The sequence below is a fragment of the Frigoribacterium sp. PvP032 genome, assembly GCF_017833035.1.
Taxonomy (GTDB): Bacteria; Actinomycetota; Actinomycetes; order Actinomycetales; family Microbacteriaceae; genus Frigoribacterium.
Genome location: NZ_JAFIBM010000001.1, coordinates 1,896,011 through 1,910,378, shown reverse-complemented (window position 1 = coordinate 1,910,378; position 14,368 = coordinate 1,896,011). Strand labels below are relative to the sequence as shown.

Sequence of the window (14,368 nt, the reverse complement as noted above, 5' to 3'; positions counted from 1 at the left end):
CGGCTCCGTGAGGGGACTCCCCGGCCGCCGCTGCCGCCTCCTCCCGAGACCGACCACCCGCCCAGGTGCCTCGCGCACCTCCTGCCGCAGAGAAGTGCATGACGACGACCGAGAACACGACCGGGCCCGCTGACTCCGGGGAGCGCATCGAGGACATCGACGTCTCCCTCGAGATGCAGGGGTCGTTCCTCGAGTACGCCTACTCGGTCATCTACTCGCGGGCCCTGCCCGACGCCCGCGACGGCCTGAAGCCCGTGCAGCGCCGCATCCTCTACCAGATGTCCGAGATGGGCCTGCGTCCCGACAGGGGCCACGTCAAGAGCGCCAGGGTCGTGGGCGAGGTGATGGGCAAGCTGCACCCGCACGGCGACACCGCCATCTACGACGCCATGGTGCGCCAGGCGCAGTCGTTCACGATGCGGGTGCCGCTGATCGACGGGCACGGCAACTTCGGCTCCCTGGACGACGGGCCTGCCGCCCCTCGCTACACCGAGGCGCGCCTGGCCGAGGCGTCGCTCGCGATGACGCGCAGCCTCGACGAGGACGTCGTCGACTTCGTGCCCAACTACGACAACCAGCTCATGCAGCCCGAGGTCCTCCCCGCGGCGTTCCCGAACCTCCTGGTGAACGGGGCGAGCGGCATCGCGGTGGGCATGGCGACCAACATGGCCCCGCACAACCTCGTCGAGGTCGTGGGCGCCGCCCGGCACCTGATCGACCACCCGGATGCGAGCCTCGACGACCTGATGGCCTTCGTGCCCGGTCCCGACCTGCCGACAGGGGGCACGATCTCCGGCCTGGCCGGGGTGCGCGACGCCTACGCCACCGGGCGAGGGTCGTTCAAGACCCGGGCACGCGTGCAGGTCGAGAGCATCACGGCCCGCAAGTCCGGGCTCGTCGTCACGGAGCTGCCCTACCTCGTCGGCCCCGAGAAGGTGATCGAGAAGATCAAGGACGGCGTCCAGGCGAAGAAGCTCACGGGCATCACCGACGTCACCGACCTGACCGACCGCACCCACGGCCTCCGCCTCGTCATCGGCGTGAAGACCGGCTTCAGCCCCGAGGCCGTGCTCGAGCAGCTCTACCGCTACACGCCCCTCGAGGACGGCTTCAGCATCAACGCGGTCGCCCTCGTCGAGGGCCAGCCGCGCACCCTCGGCCTGAAGGAGATGCTCGAGGTCTACGTCGGCCACCGCATCGAGGTGGTCACCCGACGCACTCGTCACCGCCTCGGCAAGAAGGAGGCGCGCCTCCACCTGGTCGAGGGCCTCCTGATCGCCATCCTCGACATCGACGAGGTCATCCAGGTGATCCGCTCGAGCGACGACACGGCCGCCGCCCGCGCGCGCCTCCGCGAGGTCTTCGACCTCAGCGAGATCCAGGCCGAGTACATCCTCGACCTGCAGCTGCGGCGCCTCACCAAGTTCAGCCGCGTCGAGCTCGAGACCGAGCGCGACGAGCTCCGCGCCGCGATCGCCGAGCTCCAGGCGCTGCTGGGCGACCCCGCGCGTCTGCGTGCGCTGGTCTCGAGCGAGCTCGCCGACATCGCCGACCAGTTCGGGACGCCCCGCCGCACCCTCCTCACCGAGGCGGCCCCGAGCATCGCGAAGCAGGGCCGCGGCAAGAACGCCCCGGTGCTCGAGATCGCCGACACGCCCACGCGGGTGTTCTTGTCGACGACGGGGCGCCTCCTGCGCGTCGACCACCAGGACCCGTCGGCCGCCACACCTGCTCCCCCGTCGCGCCGGACGTCGCACGACGCCGTGCTCTCGTCGATCGACACGACGACGCGGGCCGAGATCGGCGCGGTGACGACGTCGGGGCGGCTGCTCCGCTTCACGCCGGTCGACCTGCCGGCGGTGCCGCCCACCTCGGTGCAGCTCGGGGCCGGCGTCCCCGTGCGCGACTACCTCGGCCTCGCCGACAAGTCCGAGCGCGTGCTGGCGCTCGTCTCGCTGACGGCCGACCGTCCGATCGCCCTCGGCACTGCCAGGGGCGTCGTCAAGCGCGTGGCCACGGGGCAGTACCCGCCGAAGCCCGAGTTCCCGGTCATCACGCTGAAGAAGGGCGACTCCGTCGTCGGGGCGGCCCAGGGCGCGGACGACGACGAGCTGGTCTTCGTGACGTCGAGCACGCAGCTTCTGCGGTTCCCGGCGTCGTCGGTCCGCCCGCAGGGACCCGCCGGCGGCGGAGTCGCCGGCGTCTCGGTCGCGCCCGACGCCCGCGTCGTCTTCTTCGGCGCCGTGCCGGAGGGGCAGGAGGCGGTGGTCGCCACGATCTCGTCCGCCGCAGGAGCGCTCGAGGGCACCGACCCCGGCCGCGCCAAGATCAGCGCCTTCTCCGAGTTCCCCGCCAAGGGCCGCGCCACCGGCGGCGTGCGGTCGCACGCGCTGCTCAAGGGCGAGTCGGAGCTGTCGCTGGCCTGGGTGGGGCCCGCCCCGGCTCGGGCGGTGGCCTCCGACGGAGGCGTCCGCTCGCTCCCCGAGACGCTTGTGCGTCGCGACGCCTCGGGCACGCCCCTCGAGGCTGTGGTCGCCGCCGTCGGCGCGTCGCTGGCCCACGTCACCGACGCCGCCACGGGAGCACCGGCCGGCACCGAGCCCGAGTGAGCCCGGAGCCCGGAGCCCGGATGAGCCCGATGAGCCCGGCCTGGCCGTCGTCGAGACGGCCGGGCCACCGGTCTCGGTCGGTCAGACGTCGATGCGCTCCCGGCTCAGTCCGGCGCCGTCGATGATGAACTCCTTGCGGGGAGCCACCTCGTTGCCCATCAGAAGCTCGAAGACCCGGGCGGCTGCTTCGGCGTCGTCGACGCGCACGCGGCGGAGCATGCGGCCCGAGCGGTCCATCGTGGTCGTGGCGAGCTGCTCGGCGTCCATCTCGCCGAGGCCCTTGTAGCGCTGGATCGGGTCCTGGAACTTCTTGTTCGAGCGACGCAGCCTCGCGAGGAGCGTCTGCAGCTCTTTCTCGGAGTACGTGTAGATCGTCTCGTTCGGCTTGCTGCCGGGGTTGATCACGACGACGCGGTGCAGCGGCGGCACGGCTGCGAAGACGCGGCCCTGCTCGATCATCGGGCGCATGTAGCGGAAGAACAGGGTCAGCAGCAGGGTGCGGATGTGAGCGCCGTCGACGTCGGCGTCGCTCATGATGATGACCTTGCCGTAGCGGGCTGCGTCGATGTCGAACGACCGGCCCGAGCCCGCGCCCAGCACCTGGATGATCGAGGCGCACTCGACGTTCGAGAGCATGTCGCTGACCGACGCCTTCTGCACGTTGAGGATCTTGCCGCGGATCGGCAGCAGGGCCTGGTACTCGCTGTTGCGGGCCAGCTTCGCCGTGCCCAGCGCCGAGTCGCCCTCGACGATGAAGAGCTCGCTGTTGCCGACGTCGTTCGAGCGGCAGTCGACGAGCTTCGCCGGCAGCGACGAGTTCTCGAGGGCGTTCTTGCGTCGCTGGGTCTCTTTGTGGGCACGCGCCGCGATGCGCGACTTCATCTCGGACACGACCTTGTCGAGCACCAGGGCCGTCTGGGCCTTGTCCTCGCGGCGGGTCGATGCGAAGAGCTCGGCGAAGCGCGTCTGGACGACGTTCGCCACGATGGCCCGGACGGCGGGCGTCCCGAGGATCTCCTTCGTCTGGCCCTCGAACTGCGGCTCGGGGAGGCGGACGGTGAGCACGACGGTCAGCCCCGCCATCACGTCGTCCTTCTCGATCTTGTCGGTGCCGACCTTCAGCCGCCGGGCCGCGAGCTCGACCTGCTGTCGCATGAACTTGAGCAGCCCCGCCTCGAAGCCGGTCTGGTGCGAGCCGCCCTTCGGGGTCGCGATGATGTTCACGTAGCTGCGGAGGACCGTCTCGTAGCCGCCGCCCCAGCGCAGGGCGATGTCGACCTCGCACTCGCGCTCGAGCTCGGTGGCGACCATCGCACCGCCCTCGGTCAGGACGGGCACCGTCTCCGTGTACGTGCCCGTGCCCGTCATGCGCCAGGTGTCGGTGACCGGGGCGTCGGGGGCGAGGAACTCGACGAACTCGCTGATGCCGCCGTCGAAGCGGTAGGTGCTCTCGTGCGGGAACCCGCCGTCGGTCAGCGAGCCGGGGCGCTCGTCGCGGATGCGGAGCGTGAGGCCGGGGATGAGGAAGGCGGTCTGACGCGCGCGGCCGGACAGCTCGTCAGGCTGGAACGAGGCGCCGCGCGTGAAGATCTGGCGGTCGGCCCAGTAGCGGATGCGCGTCCCGGTGACGCCGCGCTTGACCTTGCCCACCTCGCGCAGCACGCTGCCCGAGACGAAGGGCGTGAACGGGGCGTCGGGCGTGGGCTCGCCGTCGTCGGCGAACGTGCCGGGCTCGCCCCTGCGGAACGACATGGCCCAGGTCTTGCCGCCACGGTCGACCTCGACGTCGAGCCGCTCGGACAGCGCGTTCACCACCGAGGCCCCGACGCCGTGCAGGCCACCCGACGACGCGTACGAGCCGCCGCCGAACTTGCCGCCCGCGTGCAGCTTGGTGAAGACGACCTCGACGCCGGTCAGCCCCGTCTTGGGCTCGATGTCGACGGGGATGCCGCGTGCCGTGTCGCGCACCTCGACGCTGTCGTCCGCGTGCAGCACGACGTCGATGGCGTCGCCGTGCCCGCCGAGGGCCTCGTCGACCGAGTTGTCGATGATCTCCCACAGGCAGTGCATGAGGCCTCGCGAGTCGGTCGACCCGATGTACATGCCCGGACGCTTGCGGACGGCCTCGAGCCCCTCGAGCACGGACAGGTGGCGGGCCGAGTAGTCCGACGTGGCGATGGTGATCTCCTGACGCGAGGCAGAGCCGACCGGCGGGAATTCCGGAGGCGGGGGTCTGGTTCCATCCTACGAGCGTCCACGGACAGTCCCGGGAGGCGCTCGTCCCCCCTCCGTCACTACGCGATGAGCGAAATCGGCTCGGATCGCACCCGATACTCGGGAGCGCGTGTTTTGATGAGGGCAACACATCCGCAGCACCATCGTCAGGAGGAGCATCACATGACTCAGATGGCCACCGACCACACCGCCGTCGACGAGCTCGGCTCCCGTTACCAGCTCTCCGCCGCCGACCGTTGCGACAGCTGCGGGGCCCAGGCCTACGTCCGCGTCACCATGGCGAGCGGCGAGCTCCTCTTCTGCGCGCACCACGGTGCCAAGGTCAAGGACAAGCTCCAGCCCACCGCCGTCGAGTGGCTGGACGAGAGCTCGAAGCTCCACCAGAACTGAGGTCGTCCGGGGCGCAGCACCCCGGCGACGTGACGAAGGGCCCGCATCCTCCTGGATGCGGGCCCTTCGTGCGACCGCACGGTGCCGCGCGAGCACACCGTGCCGGGGTCACATGGCCTTGAAGGCCCGCTCGAGGTTCTCGCGGACGACCCGCTGGGACTGCGCCGCGTACTCGTCGAGCTTCGCGTGCGCGTCTCCGGGGTGGTACGAGATGCTGCGACGCGTCAGCGCCGCCCGCAGGACTCGGTCGCTCAGCGCGGGGTTGAGCGGCAGCAAGGGTCCCTTCAGCTGTGTGCCGAAGGAGGCGCCGCGCACGACGCCCTCGGCGCCGTCGGCACCGTTGCCCCCGCCGTGCACCACCCGGCCGAAGGCCTCGACGCCGGCACCGAGCTCGAGGTGGGCGGCGTGGTCCTCGAAGCCGAAGAGGGTGAGCTCGTCCCCGCCGTAGGTCGTCGTCACCTGGAAGTAGTTCGTGCGGCGCGGAGCACCACGGCGCACCACGGCGTCGAAGAACCCGATGCCGGGGACTGTCTCGCCCTCGTCGGTGACGACGCCCTTGGTCAGCAGCTCCATGCCGCCGCCGACGCCGATGACGGGCACGCCGGAAGCCGCGAATCCCTCGAGCGCCGGCAGGAGACGCTGGGCGTCGGAGCTCACGGAGCGGACGCCCGAGAGCGGCCCGTGCCCGAGGAGCACGACGTCGGCCACCGTCGGCACGCCGTCGCCGGCCCGGTACTCGACGACCTCGGTCTCGAGGCCGGCGCGCCGAGCACGAGCGACGAGCGTCGTCACGTTGCCCCGGTCGCCGCTGACGCCGAGCTGCTCGGGGTAGAGGTGGACGATGCGGAGGGTGTCGGCGCTCACGCGGTCTTCTCCAGGTCGGGGTGGCCGAGGATGCGACGGGCCAGCATCATCTGCTCGTAGTTGGTGACGAAGTGCTTCGTGTGGTCGCTCGGCGAGGGCAGCGCACGCATCAGCTTGATCGCCTTCGCGATGTCCTCCTCGATCACGTGCACCGGGATCCCCTCGTGCTCGAGGCGCAGGGCCAGCTGCCAGGCCTTGGCGCCGGCGAGCACGTCGACGTGGTCGAGGCGCGAGAAGTCGATGTCGTAGATCCAGGAGATGTCGGGCGTGCCCTCGTCGATCGCGAGCATGACCTGCTCGGTGTCCTGCGGGAGGGCGTCGAGGTTCAGCTGCAGGCTCGCCGCGTTCTTGAACATGATGAACTCGGCCTCGTCGGCGCCGAGCGACATGCGCTCGCCCCGTCCGTAGGCCGGCTTCATCGTGTCGAAGGCGCGAGCCACCGCCTCCTGGTCGACGGGCCGTCCGAGGACGACGGACGCGGTCTGCAGGGCTGCGGCGGCGTCGACGGCGTAGTGCAGCCCGCGGGCGGGCAGCCGCACGTCGACGGTCGTCTCGCCGACCCTGATGCCCGCCCGGTCGCCGTCCATGCTGACGACCTCGGCCTCGACGGGACGTGTGGAGTCCGCCTCGCGGGAGAAGTCGTTCGCGTTCTGCAGCCCGTTGGGCGCGGCCGCCACGACGTCGGCCGAGGCGCCGAAGCGGGTGACCGTCTGGCCCGGCCGCGCCTCGTACGGCGCGAGGTGCTGGTCGTCGCGGTTGGTCACGACGAAGCGCGTGGCCAAGGCGGCGGTGTCCGTCATCATCGTGCCGACGCGCTCGGTCTCGAAGAACCTGTAGAGCTGGTCGACCTGCACGTTGAGCATCAGCACGGTCGACGGGTGCAGCGACCGGGTGAGCTCGACGGCGAAGGCCTCGTCGACCTCGATCACGCCGATGTCGTGCCTGACGTTCCCGAAGGGCGTCACCTCGCGGAGGAACGCCGAGGCGATGCCCTGCGGCAGGTTGGCGCCCGTGGGGTTCGTGAAGACGCGGAGCCCGTGGGCCCGCAGCGTCTCGGTCAGCATCATCGTCGTCGTCGACTTGCCGTTGGAGCCGAGGACGAAGACGACGCCCTGCTCGAACTGGGACGAGACATGGGTGAGGAAGTCGGGCGCCAGCGCGAGGACGGTGCGGCCCGGGTAGGCCGACCCGCCGCCGCGGAGACGCGCCACCGCACGGACGAGACGGCCCGCGAGCACGGGCAGGAGGTATCGCACGGGCCTACTCGAGGTAGTCGCGGAGCGACTGCGACCGGGACGGGTGGCGCAGCTTGGCCATCGTCTTGGACTCGATCTGTCGGATCCGCTCACGCGTGACGCCGAAGGTGTCGCCGATCTGGTCGAGCGTCTTGGGCATGCCGTCGCCGAGGCCGAAGCGCATGCGGATCACGCCGGCCTCACGCTCGGACAGGCTGTCGAGCAGCGACTCGAGCTGCTTCTGGAGCATGGTGAAGCCCACGGCGTCGGCCGGGACCACCGCCTCCGTGTCCTCGATGAGGTCGCCGAACTCGCTGTCGCCGTCCTCGCCGAGGGGCGTGTGCAGCGAGATGGGCTCGCGCCCGTACTTCTGGACCTCGACGACCTTCTCGGGCGTCATGTCGAGCTCGCGGCTGAGTTCTTCGGGCGTGGGCTCGCGGCCGAGGTCCTGCAGCATCTGGCGCTGGACGCGGGCCAGCTTGTTGATGACCTCGACCATGTGCACGGGGATGCGGATGGTGCGGGCCTGGTCGGCCATGGCGCGGGTGATGGCCTGCCGGATCCACCAGGTGGCGTACGTCGAGAACTTGAAGCCCTTGGTGTAGTCGAACTTCTCGACCGCACGGATGAGGCCCAGGTTGCCCTCCTGGATCAGGTCGAGGAACTGCATGCCCCGGCCGGTGTAGCGCTTCGCGAGGCTCACCACGAGGCGCAGGTTGGCCCCGAGGAGGTGGCTCTTGGCGCGCTGGCCGTCGCGGGACACCCAGCGCAGCTCGCGCTCCAGCTCTTTGCTGAGGCCGGTGCTGTTCGAGAGCTTGTCCTCGGCGAAGAGACCGGCCTCGATGCGCATGGCGAGCTCGACCTCCTCAGCGGCGTTCAGCAGGGCGACCTTGCCGATCTGCTTCAGGTAGTCCTTGACGGGGTCGGCGGTGGCGCCGGTGATCGTCGTCGAGTAGACGGGCATCTCGTCGTCGTCGTCCTGCGAGATGACGAGCGCGCCCTTGGGGAGCAGCTCGGGAGCTGCGGGCTTGTCGCCGTCGCCGTCCACGTCGGTGTCGGCCGCGTCGGCGTCGACGGGCTCGGCCTCGTCCTCCGGCTCTGCAGCCTTCGCCGCCTTGGCGGCTGCCGCCTTGGACGGGGCCGCCTTCGCGGGTGCCGCCTTCTTGGCGGCGGGTGCCTTCGCAGCCGTCGTCTTCTTGGCAGGCGCCCGCTTGGCGGGGGCCTTCTCGGGCGCCGCAGGCGCCTCGTCGGTCGTCGCGGGCTCGGTCTCGAGCACCGCGCCGTCGGTCACGGTCTCGTCGGCGACCGTGGTCGCCTTGCTGCGAGTAGCCATGCGAACACCTTCCACTTCTTCTGCACTGGGCCTTGAGGGCAGTGCACGGGCCTTTCGGGCAGTACTAGGACCCATGTCAAGTCCTCGCGGCTGAGCACACCGACGAGAGTCGAGCACCTGCACGGGACATGAACGGGTCCGACTCCCATTGTTGCACGTCTGGTCGGCCACGCCGACCACGGGCGCCATCGGCCGTCAGGACCTCCGGCGCCTCCTGGCCTGCCACTTCCTGTTCAGTGCAACCCACAGGGGGGCCACCTGGATTCCCTCCTCGAGGTGCAGGAGCCGCCGCGTGCGGCGACGCTCCCGCACGAGGCCGACGACACCTGCCCCGACGACCACGTACTGGACGAGGAACGCGATGCGGAACGACTCGAACGAGAAGAGATCGCTCGGCGCCCCGCCCGCCACCCGCGCCGCGTCGAGCTGGTCGAGCACGACGCCGATGAGGAACATCATCACGAAGCTCGCCAGGAACCCCCCGACGTTGACGATGCCGTTGGCGACGCCGAGGCTGCGCATCGGGTTGAACGAGCGAGCGAAGTCGAAGCCGATGAGGCTGCCGGGCCCGCCGACGCCCAGCACCACGACGAGCACGTAGGCGAGCCAGTGCGGCGGCTGCCCCGGCCAGGCGAGCAGGACCGTCCACGTGGCCCCCAGCGCCGTGACGATGCCTAGGACGAGGTTCGACCGGCGCAGCGGGAAGCGGGCGGTGAGCAGGCCGAGGACCGGCCCCGCGACGACGCCGGACGCGACGAGCAGCGTCAGCATCCCTGAGGCCTGCGCCGCGGAGAACCCGAGTGCCCCGACGAGGAAGGGCACGCCCCACAGCAGGCTGAACACCGTCCCGGACGACTGCGTCACGAAGTGGGACCAGAAGCCCAGGCGCGTGCCTGGTCGACGGATGCTCTCGCCGAGCTGACGGCCGGCGTCGCGCCAGGTCGTCCCTGCCGACTCGGCGGGACGGCCGAGCGGCGAGTCGCGCACGAGGAGGACGACCAGCACGACGGCGACGACCGAGAGGCCGGCCGCGCCGAGGAAGGCCGGCCGCCAGCCGCTGCCGTGCAGGACGAGCGACAGGGGCACGGCCGAGAGCACCTGCCCGAGCTGGCCGACGTTGCCGGTCCACTGCGAGATCTGGGGCAGGATCGGCCCGCGGAACCAGGCGGGCAGCAGTCGGATGACGCTGATGAAGGTCATCGCGTCGCCGGCGCCCACGAGGACGCGCCCGAGGATCGCCAGACCGATGTGCGGGGGCGCGAGGGCGACGACGGCCTGCCCGACGACGAGCAGGACGCCACCCGCGACGATGAGCGCCCGCGGGCCGACGCGGTCGAGCAGCACGCCCACGGGGATCTGGAGGCCCGCGTAGACGACGAGCTGGACGACGGCGAGCGTCGAGAGGGTCGAGGCCGAGATGCCGAAGATCTGCTGGGCCTCGACGCCGGAGACGCCGAGCGAGGACCGCTGCAGCACGGCGACGACGTAGGCGAGGACGGCGGCGCCCCAGACGATCCAGGCACGCGACGAGTTCACCCGACGACCCTAGCCTCCGACCTGCCCCTGCAGACGGCTGACGGCTGACGACGCGACCGTCGAGGGCCCGCGTCGGTCAGGACTCCTCGTCCGCGCGGCGCCCCGCGAGGAACCGCTCCAGCTCGGCGGCCAGGACGTCGGCGGACGGGACCTGTCCGTCCTGGTCGGTGAGCGGCGAGGGCAGCGGGTTGCCCTCCATGTAGGTGTCGTGCCTCTCCTCGAGCGTGGACACGAGGCGGGAGAGCTCGTGGTTGCCGTGGACCTGCTCGTCGACCTTGGCGAGGAAGTCGCGCCCCTCGGACCGCAGCCTGTCGGTGGGGAAGATCAGGCCGGTCGCGGCGCTGATGCTCGAGAGGGCCGCCACCGCGGCGTCGGGGAACTCGGTGTCGGCCAGGTAGTGCGGCACGAGGAGCACGAAGCCGGCCGTGGGGTGGCCGGAGTCGCCGAGCCGCTGCTCGACCAGGTGCAGCGCGTTCGCCGGCGCCTGGGTGACCGGCCGCCACACCGACAGCGACTCCACGAGGTCGGCGCGGTTGCCGCTCACGGTCACGCCGATCGGACGCGTGTGGGGCACGGGCATCGGGATCGAGTGGACCCACGTGGTCGTCGACACCCGGTAGCGGCGGACGAGGTCGACGACGGCCGACGTGAACCGCTGCCACTGGAAGTCGGGCTCGAAGCCCGACAGGAAGAGGAAGGGCTGGCCGATGTCGTCGGTCATCAGCCGGAGCGAGAGGGTCGCGGTCGCGACCTCCGAGATGTGGTCCTGGTCGAACGTGAAGACGGGACGACGAGCGCGGTAGTCGAGCAGCTCGTCGGCGTCGAAGGAGGCGACCAGCGAGTGGTCGAGCTCGCCCACGAGGAACTCCGCCAGCTGGCCGACCGCGCCCCCCGCGTCGGAGGAGCCCGTCAGGCCCGCCACGAGGGGCAGCCCCTCGGGCACGTCGGAGGCGTCGAGAGCGAGGTCGTAGAGTCCGGCGGGGTCGTGCATGCCTCCAATGCTAGGCAACCAGTCCGGCACCGGCCGACTCCGGCGACGTGCCCTGAGCGAACACCCGCGGTGGCTACGATCGAGGGATGACCGAGCTCTTCCTGTCCACCACCCGTTCCCCCGCAGCCGAGGTCGAGGCCGACGTCCTCGTCGTGGGCGTCCTCACGGGAGCCGACGGCCCCTCGGTCACCCGCGACCTGCCGGGCCTGCCCGCCGATCTCCGTGCACTCGGCGTCAGCGGCGCCCGTGACGAGCTCGTGCGGCTCCCCGGCACCGGCTCGGCGACCGTGACGGCCCTCGTGGGCCTCGGCGACGTCGTGGACGCCGAGTCCCTGCGCTACGCGGCCGGTGCCGCTGTCCGCCAGCTGACGGGCGTCGACCGCGTCGTGCTCGACCTGCCCGTCTCGACCGAGGCCGAGGCCCTGGCCGTCCTCGAGGGCGCGGCCCTCGCCTCCTACGAGTTCGACGCGTTCCGCGGCTCGTCCGCCTCGGAGTCGCGCCGTCACGCCCGCACCCTGGTGCTCGCGACCGAGCTCGAGGTCGAGGAGGCGACGGTGCGGCAGGCGGCCGTGGTCGCGCAGGCCGTCCACACCGTCCGGGACCTCGCCAACACTCCCCCGCAGCAGATGTTCCCCCAGGCCCTCGCCGACCACGCCGCCGAGCTCGCGGCGGACCTGCCGCTCGACGTGACCGTCCTCGCCGAGGACGAGCTGCGCGAGGGCGGCTTCGGCGGCATCCTCGGAGTCGGCCAGGGCTCGAGCCGCGGCCCGCGCCTCGTCAAGGTCGCCTACTCGCCCTCGGGCGCCGCCAAGCACCTGGCCCTGGTCGGCAAGGGGATCACGTACGACACCGGCGGCCTCTCGCTGAAGCCCGCCGGCAGCATGCTCGGCATGAAGGACGACATGACGGGGGCGGCCACCGTCCTCGCCGTGATCGTCGCGGCCGCACGCCTGGAGCTGCCCGTCCGCCTGACCGCCTGGCTCTGCGTCGCCGAGAACATGCCGAGCGGCACGGCCATCCGGCCCGACGACGTCCTCACCATCCGCGGCGGCACCACCGTCGAGGTGACGAACACCGACGCCGAGGGCCGCCTGGTCATGGCGGACGGCCTCGTCGCCGCCAGCGAGGAGCAGCCCGACGCGGTCGTCGACGTCGCCACGCTCACGGGCGCCCAGGTCGTCGCGCTCGGCACGCGCACCGTCGGCGTCATGGGCAACGACGAGCTCGCCTCGCGCGTGGTCGAGCTCGCCGACCTGGCCGGCGAGGCCGCCTGGCGCATGCCGTTGCCCGGCGAGCTCCGCAGCCGTCTGAAGTCCGACGTGGCCGACCTGGTCAACGCCACCCCGGGCAACACCGCCGCCGGGATGCTCCTCGCCGGCGTGTTCCTGAACGAGTTCGTGGGCGAGAGGAAGGCCACTGGCGCACCGCTGCCGTGGGCGCACCTCGACATCGCCGGGCCGTCGAACAACAAGGGCGGCGGCTGGGGCTACACCGGCAAGGGCTCCACCGGTGTTTCCGTGAGAACGCTGCTAGAGCTGGCCCGCGAGTTTTCGGCCGCGTAGTAGGGTCGAGGAGGCGGGAGCGACCCGCCGAGATCGGTTCCCCGGGCGACGCCGCCTCCTCCTCACCGAGGTGGACGCGGACGCGACGCCGACGTCACCACGACGGCGCCTCCACCGCCTCGGGCACCTCCGAACGCACGAGGGAGTTGCTGGGTGTCGGAACAGAATTTTGACCTGGTGGTGCTCGGCGGCGGCAGCGGCGGGTACGCCGCGGCCCTGCGGGCCACCGAGCTGGGGCTGAGCGTCGCGCTGGTCGAGAAGGACAAGCTCGGCGGCACCTGCCTCCACCGGGGCTGCATCCCGACCAAGGCGCTGCTGCACTCGGCCGAGGTCGCCGACGTCTCGCGGGAGTCCGCGAAGTACGGCGTGTCGACCGACTTCCACGGCATCGACGTGCCGGCCGTGACGGCCTACCGCGAGGGCGTCGTCGCCAGCAAGTACAAGGGCCTGCAGGGCCTGGTCAAGGCCCGCGGCATCACGGTCGTCGAGGGCGAGGGGCGCCTCACGTCCCCGACGACCGTCCAGGTCGGCGACACCACGCTCACCGGCCAGAACGTCGTCCTGGCGACCGGCTCCTACTCGCGCAGCCTCCCCGGCCTCGAGATCGGCGGCAAGGTCATCACGAGCGAGGCGGCCCTGGCCCTCGACCACGTGCCGGCGCGGGTCGCCATCCTCGGCGGCGGCGTCATCGGCGTCGAGTTCGCCAGCGTCTGGAAGTCCTTCGGCTCCGAGGTCACCATCGTGGAGGCCCTCCCGCACCTCGTCCCGAACGAGGAGGAGTCCATCTCGAAGCAGTTCGAGCGCGCCTTCCGCAAGCGCGGCATCGGCTTCTCGCTGGGCGTCCGGTTCCAGAGCGTGACGCAGAACGACGACGGCGTCGTCGTGACCCTGGAGGACGGCAAGACCATCGAGGCCGACCTCCTCCTGGTGGCCGTCGGGCGCGGGCCCTCCACCCAGGGCCTCGGCTTCGAGGAGGTGGGCGTCACCATCGACCGCGGCTTCGTCATCACCGACGAGCGGCTCCACACCAGCGTGCCCGGCGTGTTCGCGATCGGGGACATCGTCCCTGGCCTGCAGCTGGCCCACCGCAGCTTCCAGCAGGGCATCTTCGTGGCCGAGGAGATCGCCGGCCTCGCGCCGCAGGTCATCGAGGACACCAACATCCCGAAGGTGACCTACTCCGACCCTGAGGTCGCGTCCGTGGGCCTCACCGAGGCGAAGGCCGTGGAGAAGCACGGCGCCGACAAGGTGACGAGCTACGACTACAACCTCGCCGGCAACGGCAAGAGCCACATCATCGGCACGAGCGGCTCCGTCAAGGTCGTCCGGGTCGTCGACGGCCCCGTCGTCGGCGTCCACATGATCGGCGCCCGGGTGGGCGAGCTGATCGGCGAGGCCCAGCTGGCCGTCAACTGGGAGGCCTACCCCGAGGACGTCGCCCCGCTCGTGCACGCGCACCCGACCCAGAACGAGGCACTCGGAGAGGCGATGCTGGCCCTGGCCGGCAAGCCGCTCCACGCCATGTAGCCCGGTGGGCACCACCTCCGCTGCACCCGCACCACACTTCCGTACCACCCGATCACAGAGACACACGATGTCTTCGAAGGAGTCCC

General features: G+C 71.3%; 10 protein-coding genes. 4 read left to right on the top strand and 6 right to left on the bottom strand.

The genetic code is table 11. The features are described from left to right. The first annotated feature begins 98 nt into the window (after nucleotides 1-98). Nucleotides 99-2,609, top strand: coding sequence for a DNA topoisomerase (ATP-hydrolyzing) subunit A (locus tag JOE35_RS08760; protein ID WP_209560773.1), 2,511 nt, complete (start codon nucleotides 99-101; stop codon nucleotides 2,607-2,609). A gap of 81 nt (nucleotides 2,610-2,690) precedes the next feature. Here JOE35_RS08760 and JOE35_RS08755 read toward each other — a convergent pair whose 3' ends face one another. After that, on the bottom strand, nucleotides 2,691-4,787 hold the full coding sequence (locus tag JOE35_RS08755; protein WP_209561955.1) for a type IIA DNA topoisomerase subunit B: 2,097 nt from the start codon (nucleotides 4,785-4,787) through the stop codon (nucleotides 2,691-2,693). A 219-nt stretch (nucleotides 4,788-5,006) separates the two neighbouring features. Here JOE35_RS08755 and JOE35_RS08750 point away from each other — a divergent pair, with 219 nt between their 5' ends. Further along, a complete protein-coding gene (locus JOE35_RS08750; protein WP_209560772.1) occupies nucleotides 5,007-5,234 on the top strand; it encodes a hypothetical protein in 228 nt (75 codons plus the stop codon). Between the two features lie 108 nt (nucleotides 5,235-5,342). Here the strand turns inward: JOE35_RS08750 and JOE35_RS08745 are convergent, their stop codons facing one another. From JOE35_RS08745 to JOE35_RS08725, 5 genes are all read right to left on the bottom strand, one after another. Then, nucleotides 5,343-6,098 carry a type 1 glutamine amidotransferase gene (locus tag JOE35_RS08745; RefSeq protein WP_209560771.1) on the bottom strand — a complete coding sequence of 252 codons (756 nt, stop codon included), beginning with the start codon at nucleotides 6,096-6,098 and terminating at the stop codon, nucleotides 5,343-5,345. Beyond that, nucleotides 6,095-7,354 carry a MurT ligase domain-containing protein gene (locus tag JOE35_RS08740; RefSeq protein ID WP_209560770.1) on the bottom strand — a complete coding sequence of 420 codons (1,260 nt, stop codon included), beginning with the start codon at nucleotides 7,352-7,354 and terminating at the stop codon, nucleotides 6,095-6,097. The genes JOE35_RS08745 and JOE35_RS08740 overlap by 4 nt, the downstream gene beginning before the upstream one ends. A gap of 4 nt (nucleotides 7,355-7,358) precedes the next feature. Beyond that, a complete protein-coding gene (locus JOE35_RS08735; protein ID WP_209560769.1) occupies nucleotides 7,359-8,666 on the bottom strand; it encodes an RNA polymerase sigma factor in 1,308 nt (435 codons plus the stop codon). Nucleotides 8,667-8,861: 195 nt separating this feature from the next. Beyond that, the gene (locus JOE35_RS08730; RefSeq protein ID WP_209560768.1) at nucleotides 8,862-10,202 is read right to left on the bottom strand and encodes a nitrate/nitrite transporter; all 1,341 of its coding nucleotides are present in this window, start codon (nucleotides 10,200-10,202) and stop codon (nucleotides 8,862-8,864) included. Nucleotides 10,203-10,278: 76 nt separating this feature from the next. After that, nucleotides 10,279-11,193 carry a proteasome assembly chaperone family protein gene (locus JOE35_RS08725; protein WP_209560767.1) on the bottom strand — a complete coding sequence of 305 codons (915 nt, stop codon included), beginning with the start codon at nucleotides 11,191-11,193 and terminating at the stop codon, nucleotides 10,279-10,281. 86 nt (nucleotides 11,194-11,279) lie between these two features. On the opposite strand from JOE35_RS08725, the gene JOE35_RS08720 reads away from it, so the two are divergent. Together JOE35_RS08720 and lpdA are read left to right on the top strand one after the other, a co-directional pair. After that, entirely contained in the window at nucleotides 11,280-12,755 is a 1,476-nt protein-coding gene (locus JOE35_RS08720; protein WP_209560766.1) for a leucyl aminopeptidase, read from the top strand. Nucleotides 12,756-12,908: 153 nt separating this feature from the next. Next, nucleotides 12,909-14,282, top strand: coding sequence for a dihydrolipoyl dehydrogenase (gene lpdA / locus JOE35_RS08715; protein ID WP_209560765.1), 1,374 nt, complete (start codon nucleotides 12,909-12,911; stop codon nucleotides 14,280-14,282). Nucleotides 14,283-14,368: the final 86 nt, after the last annotated feature.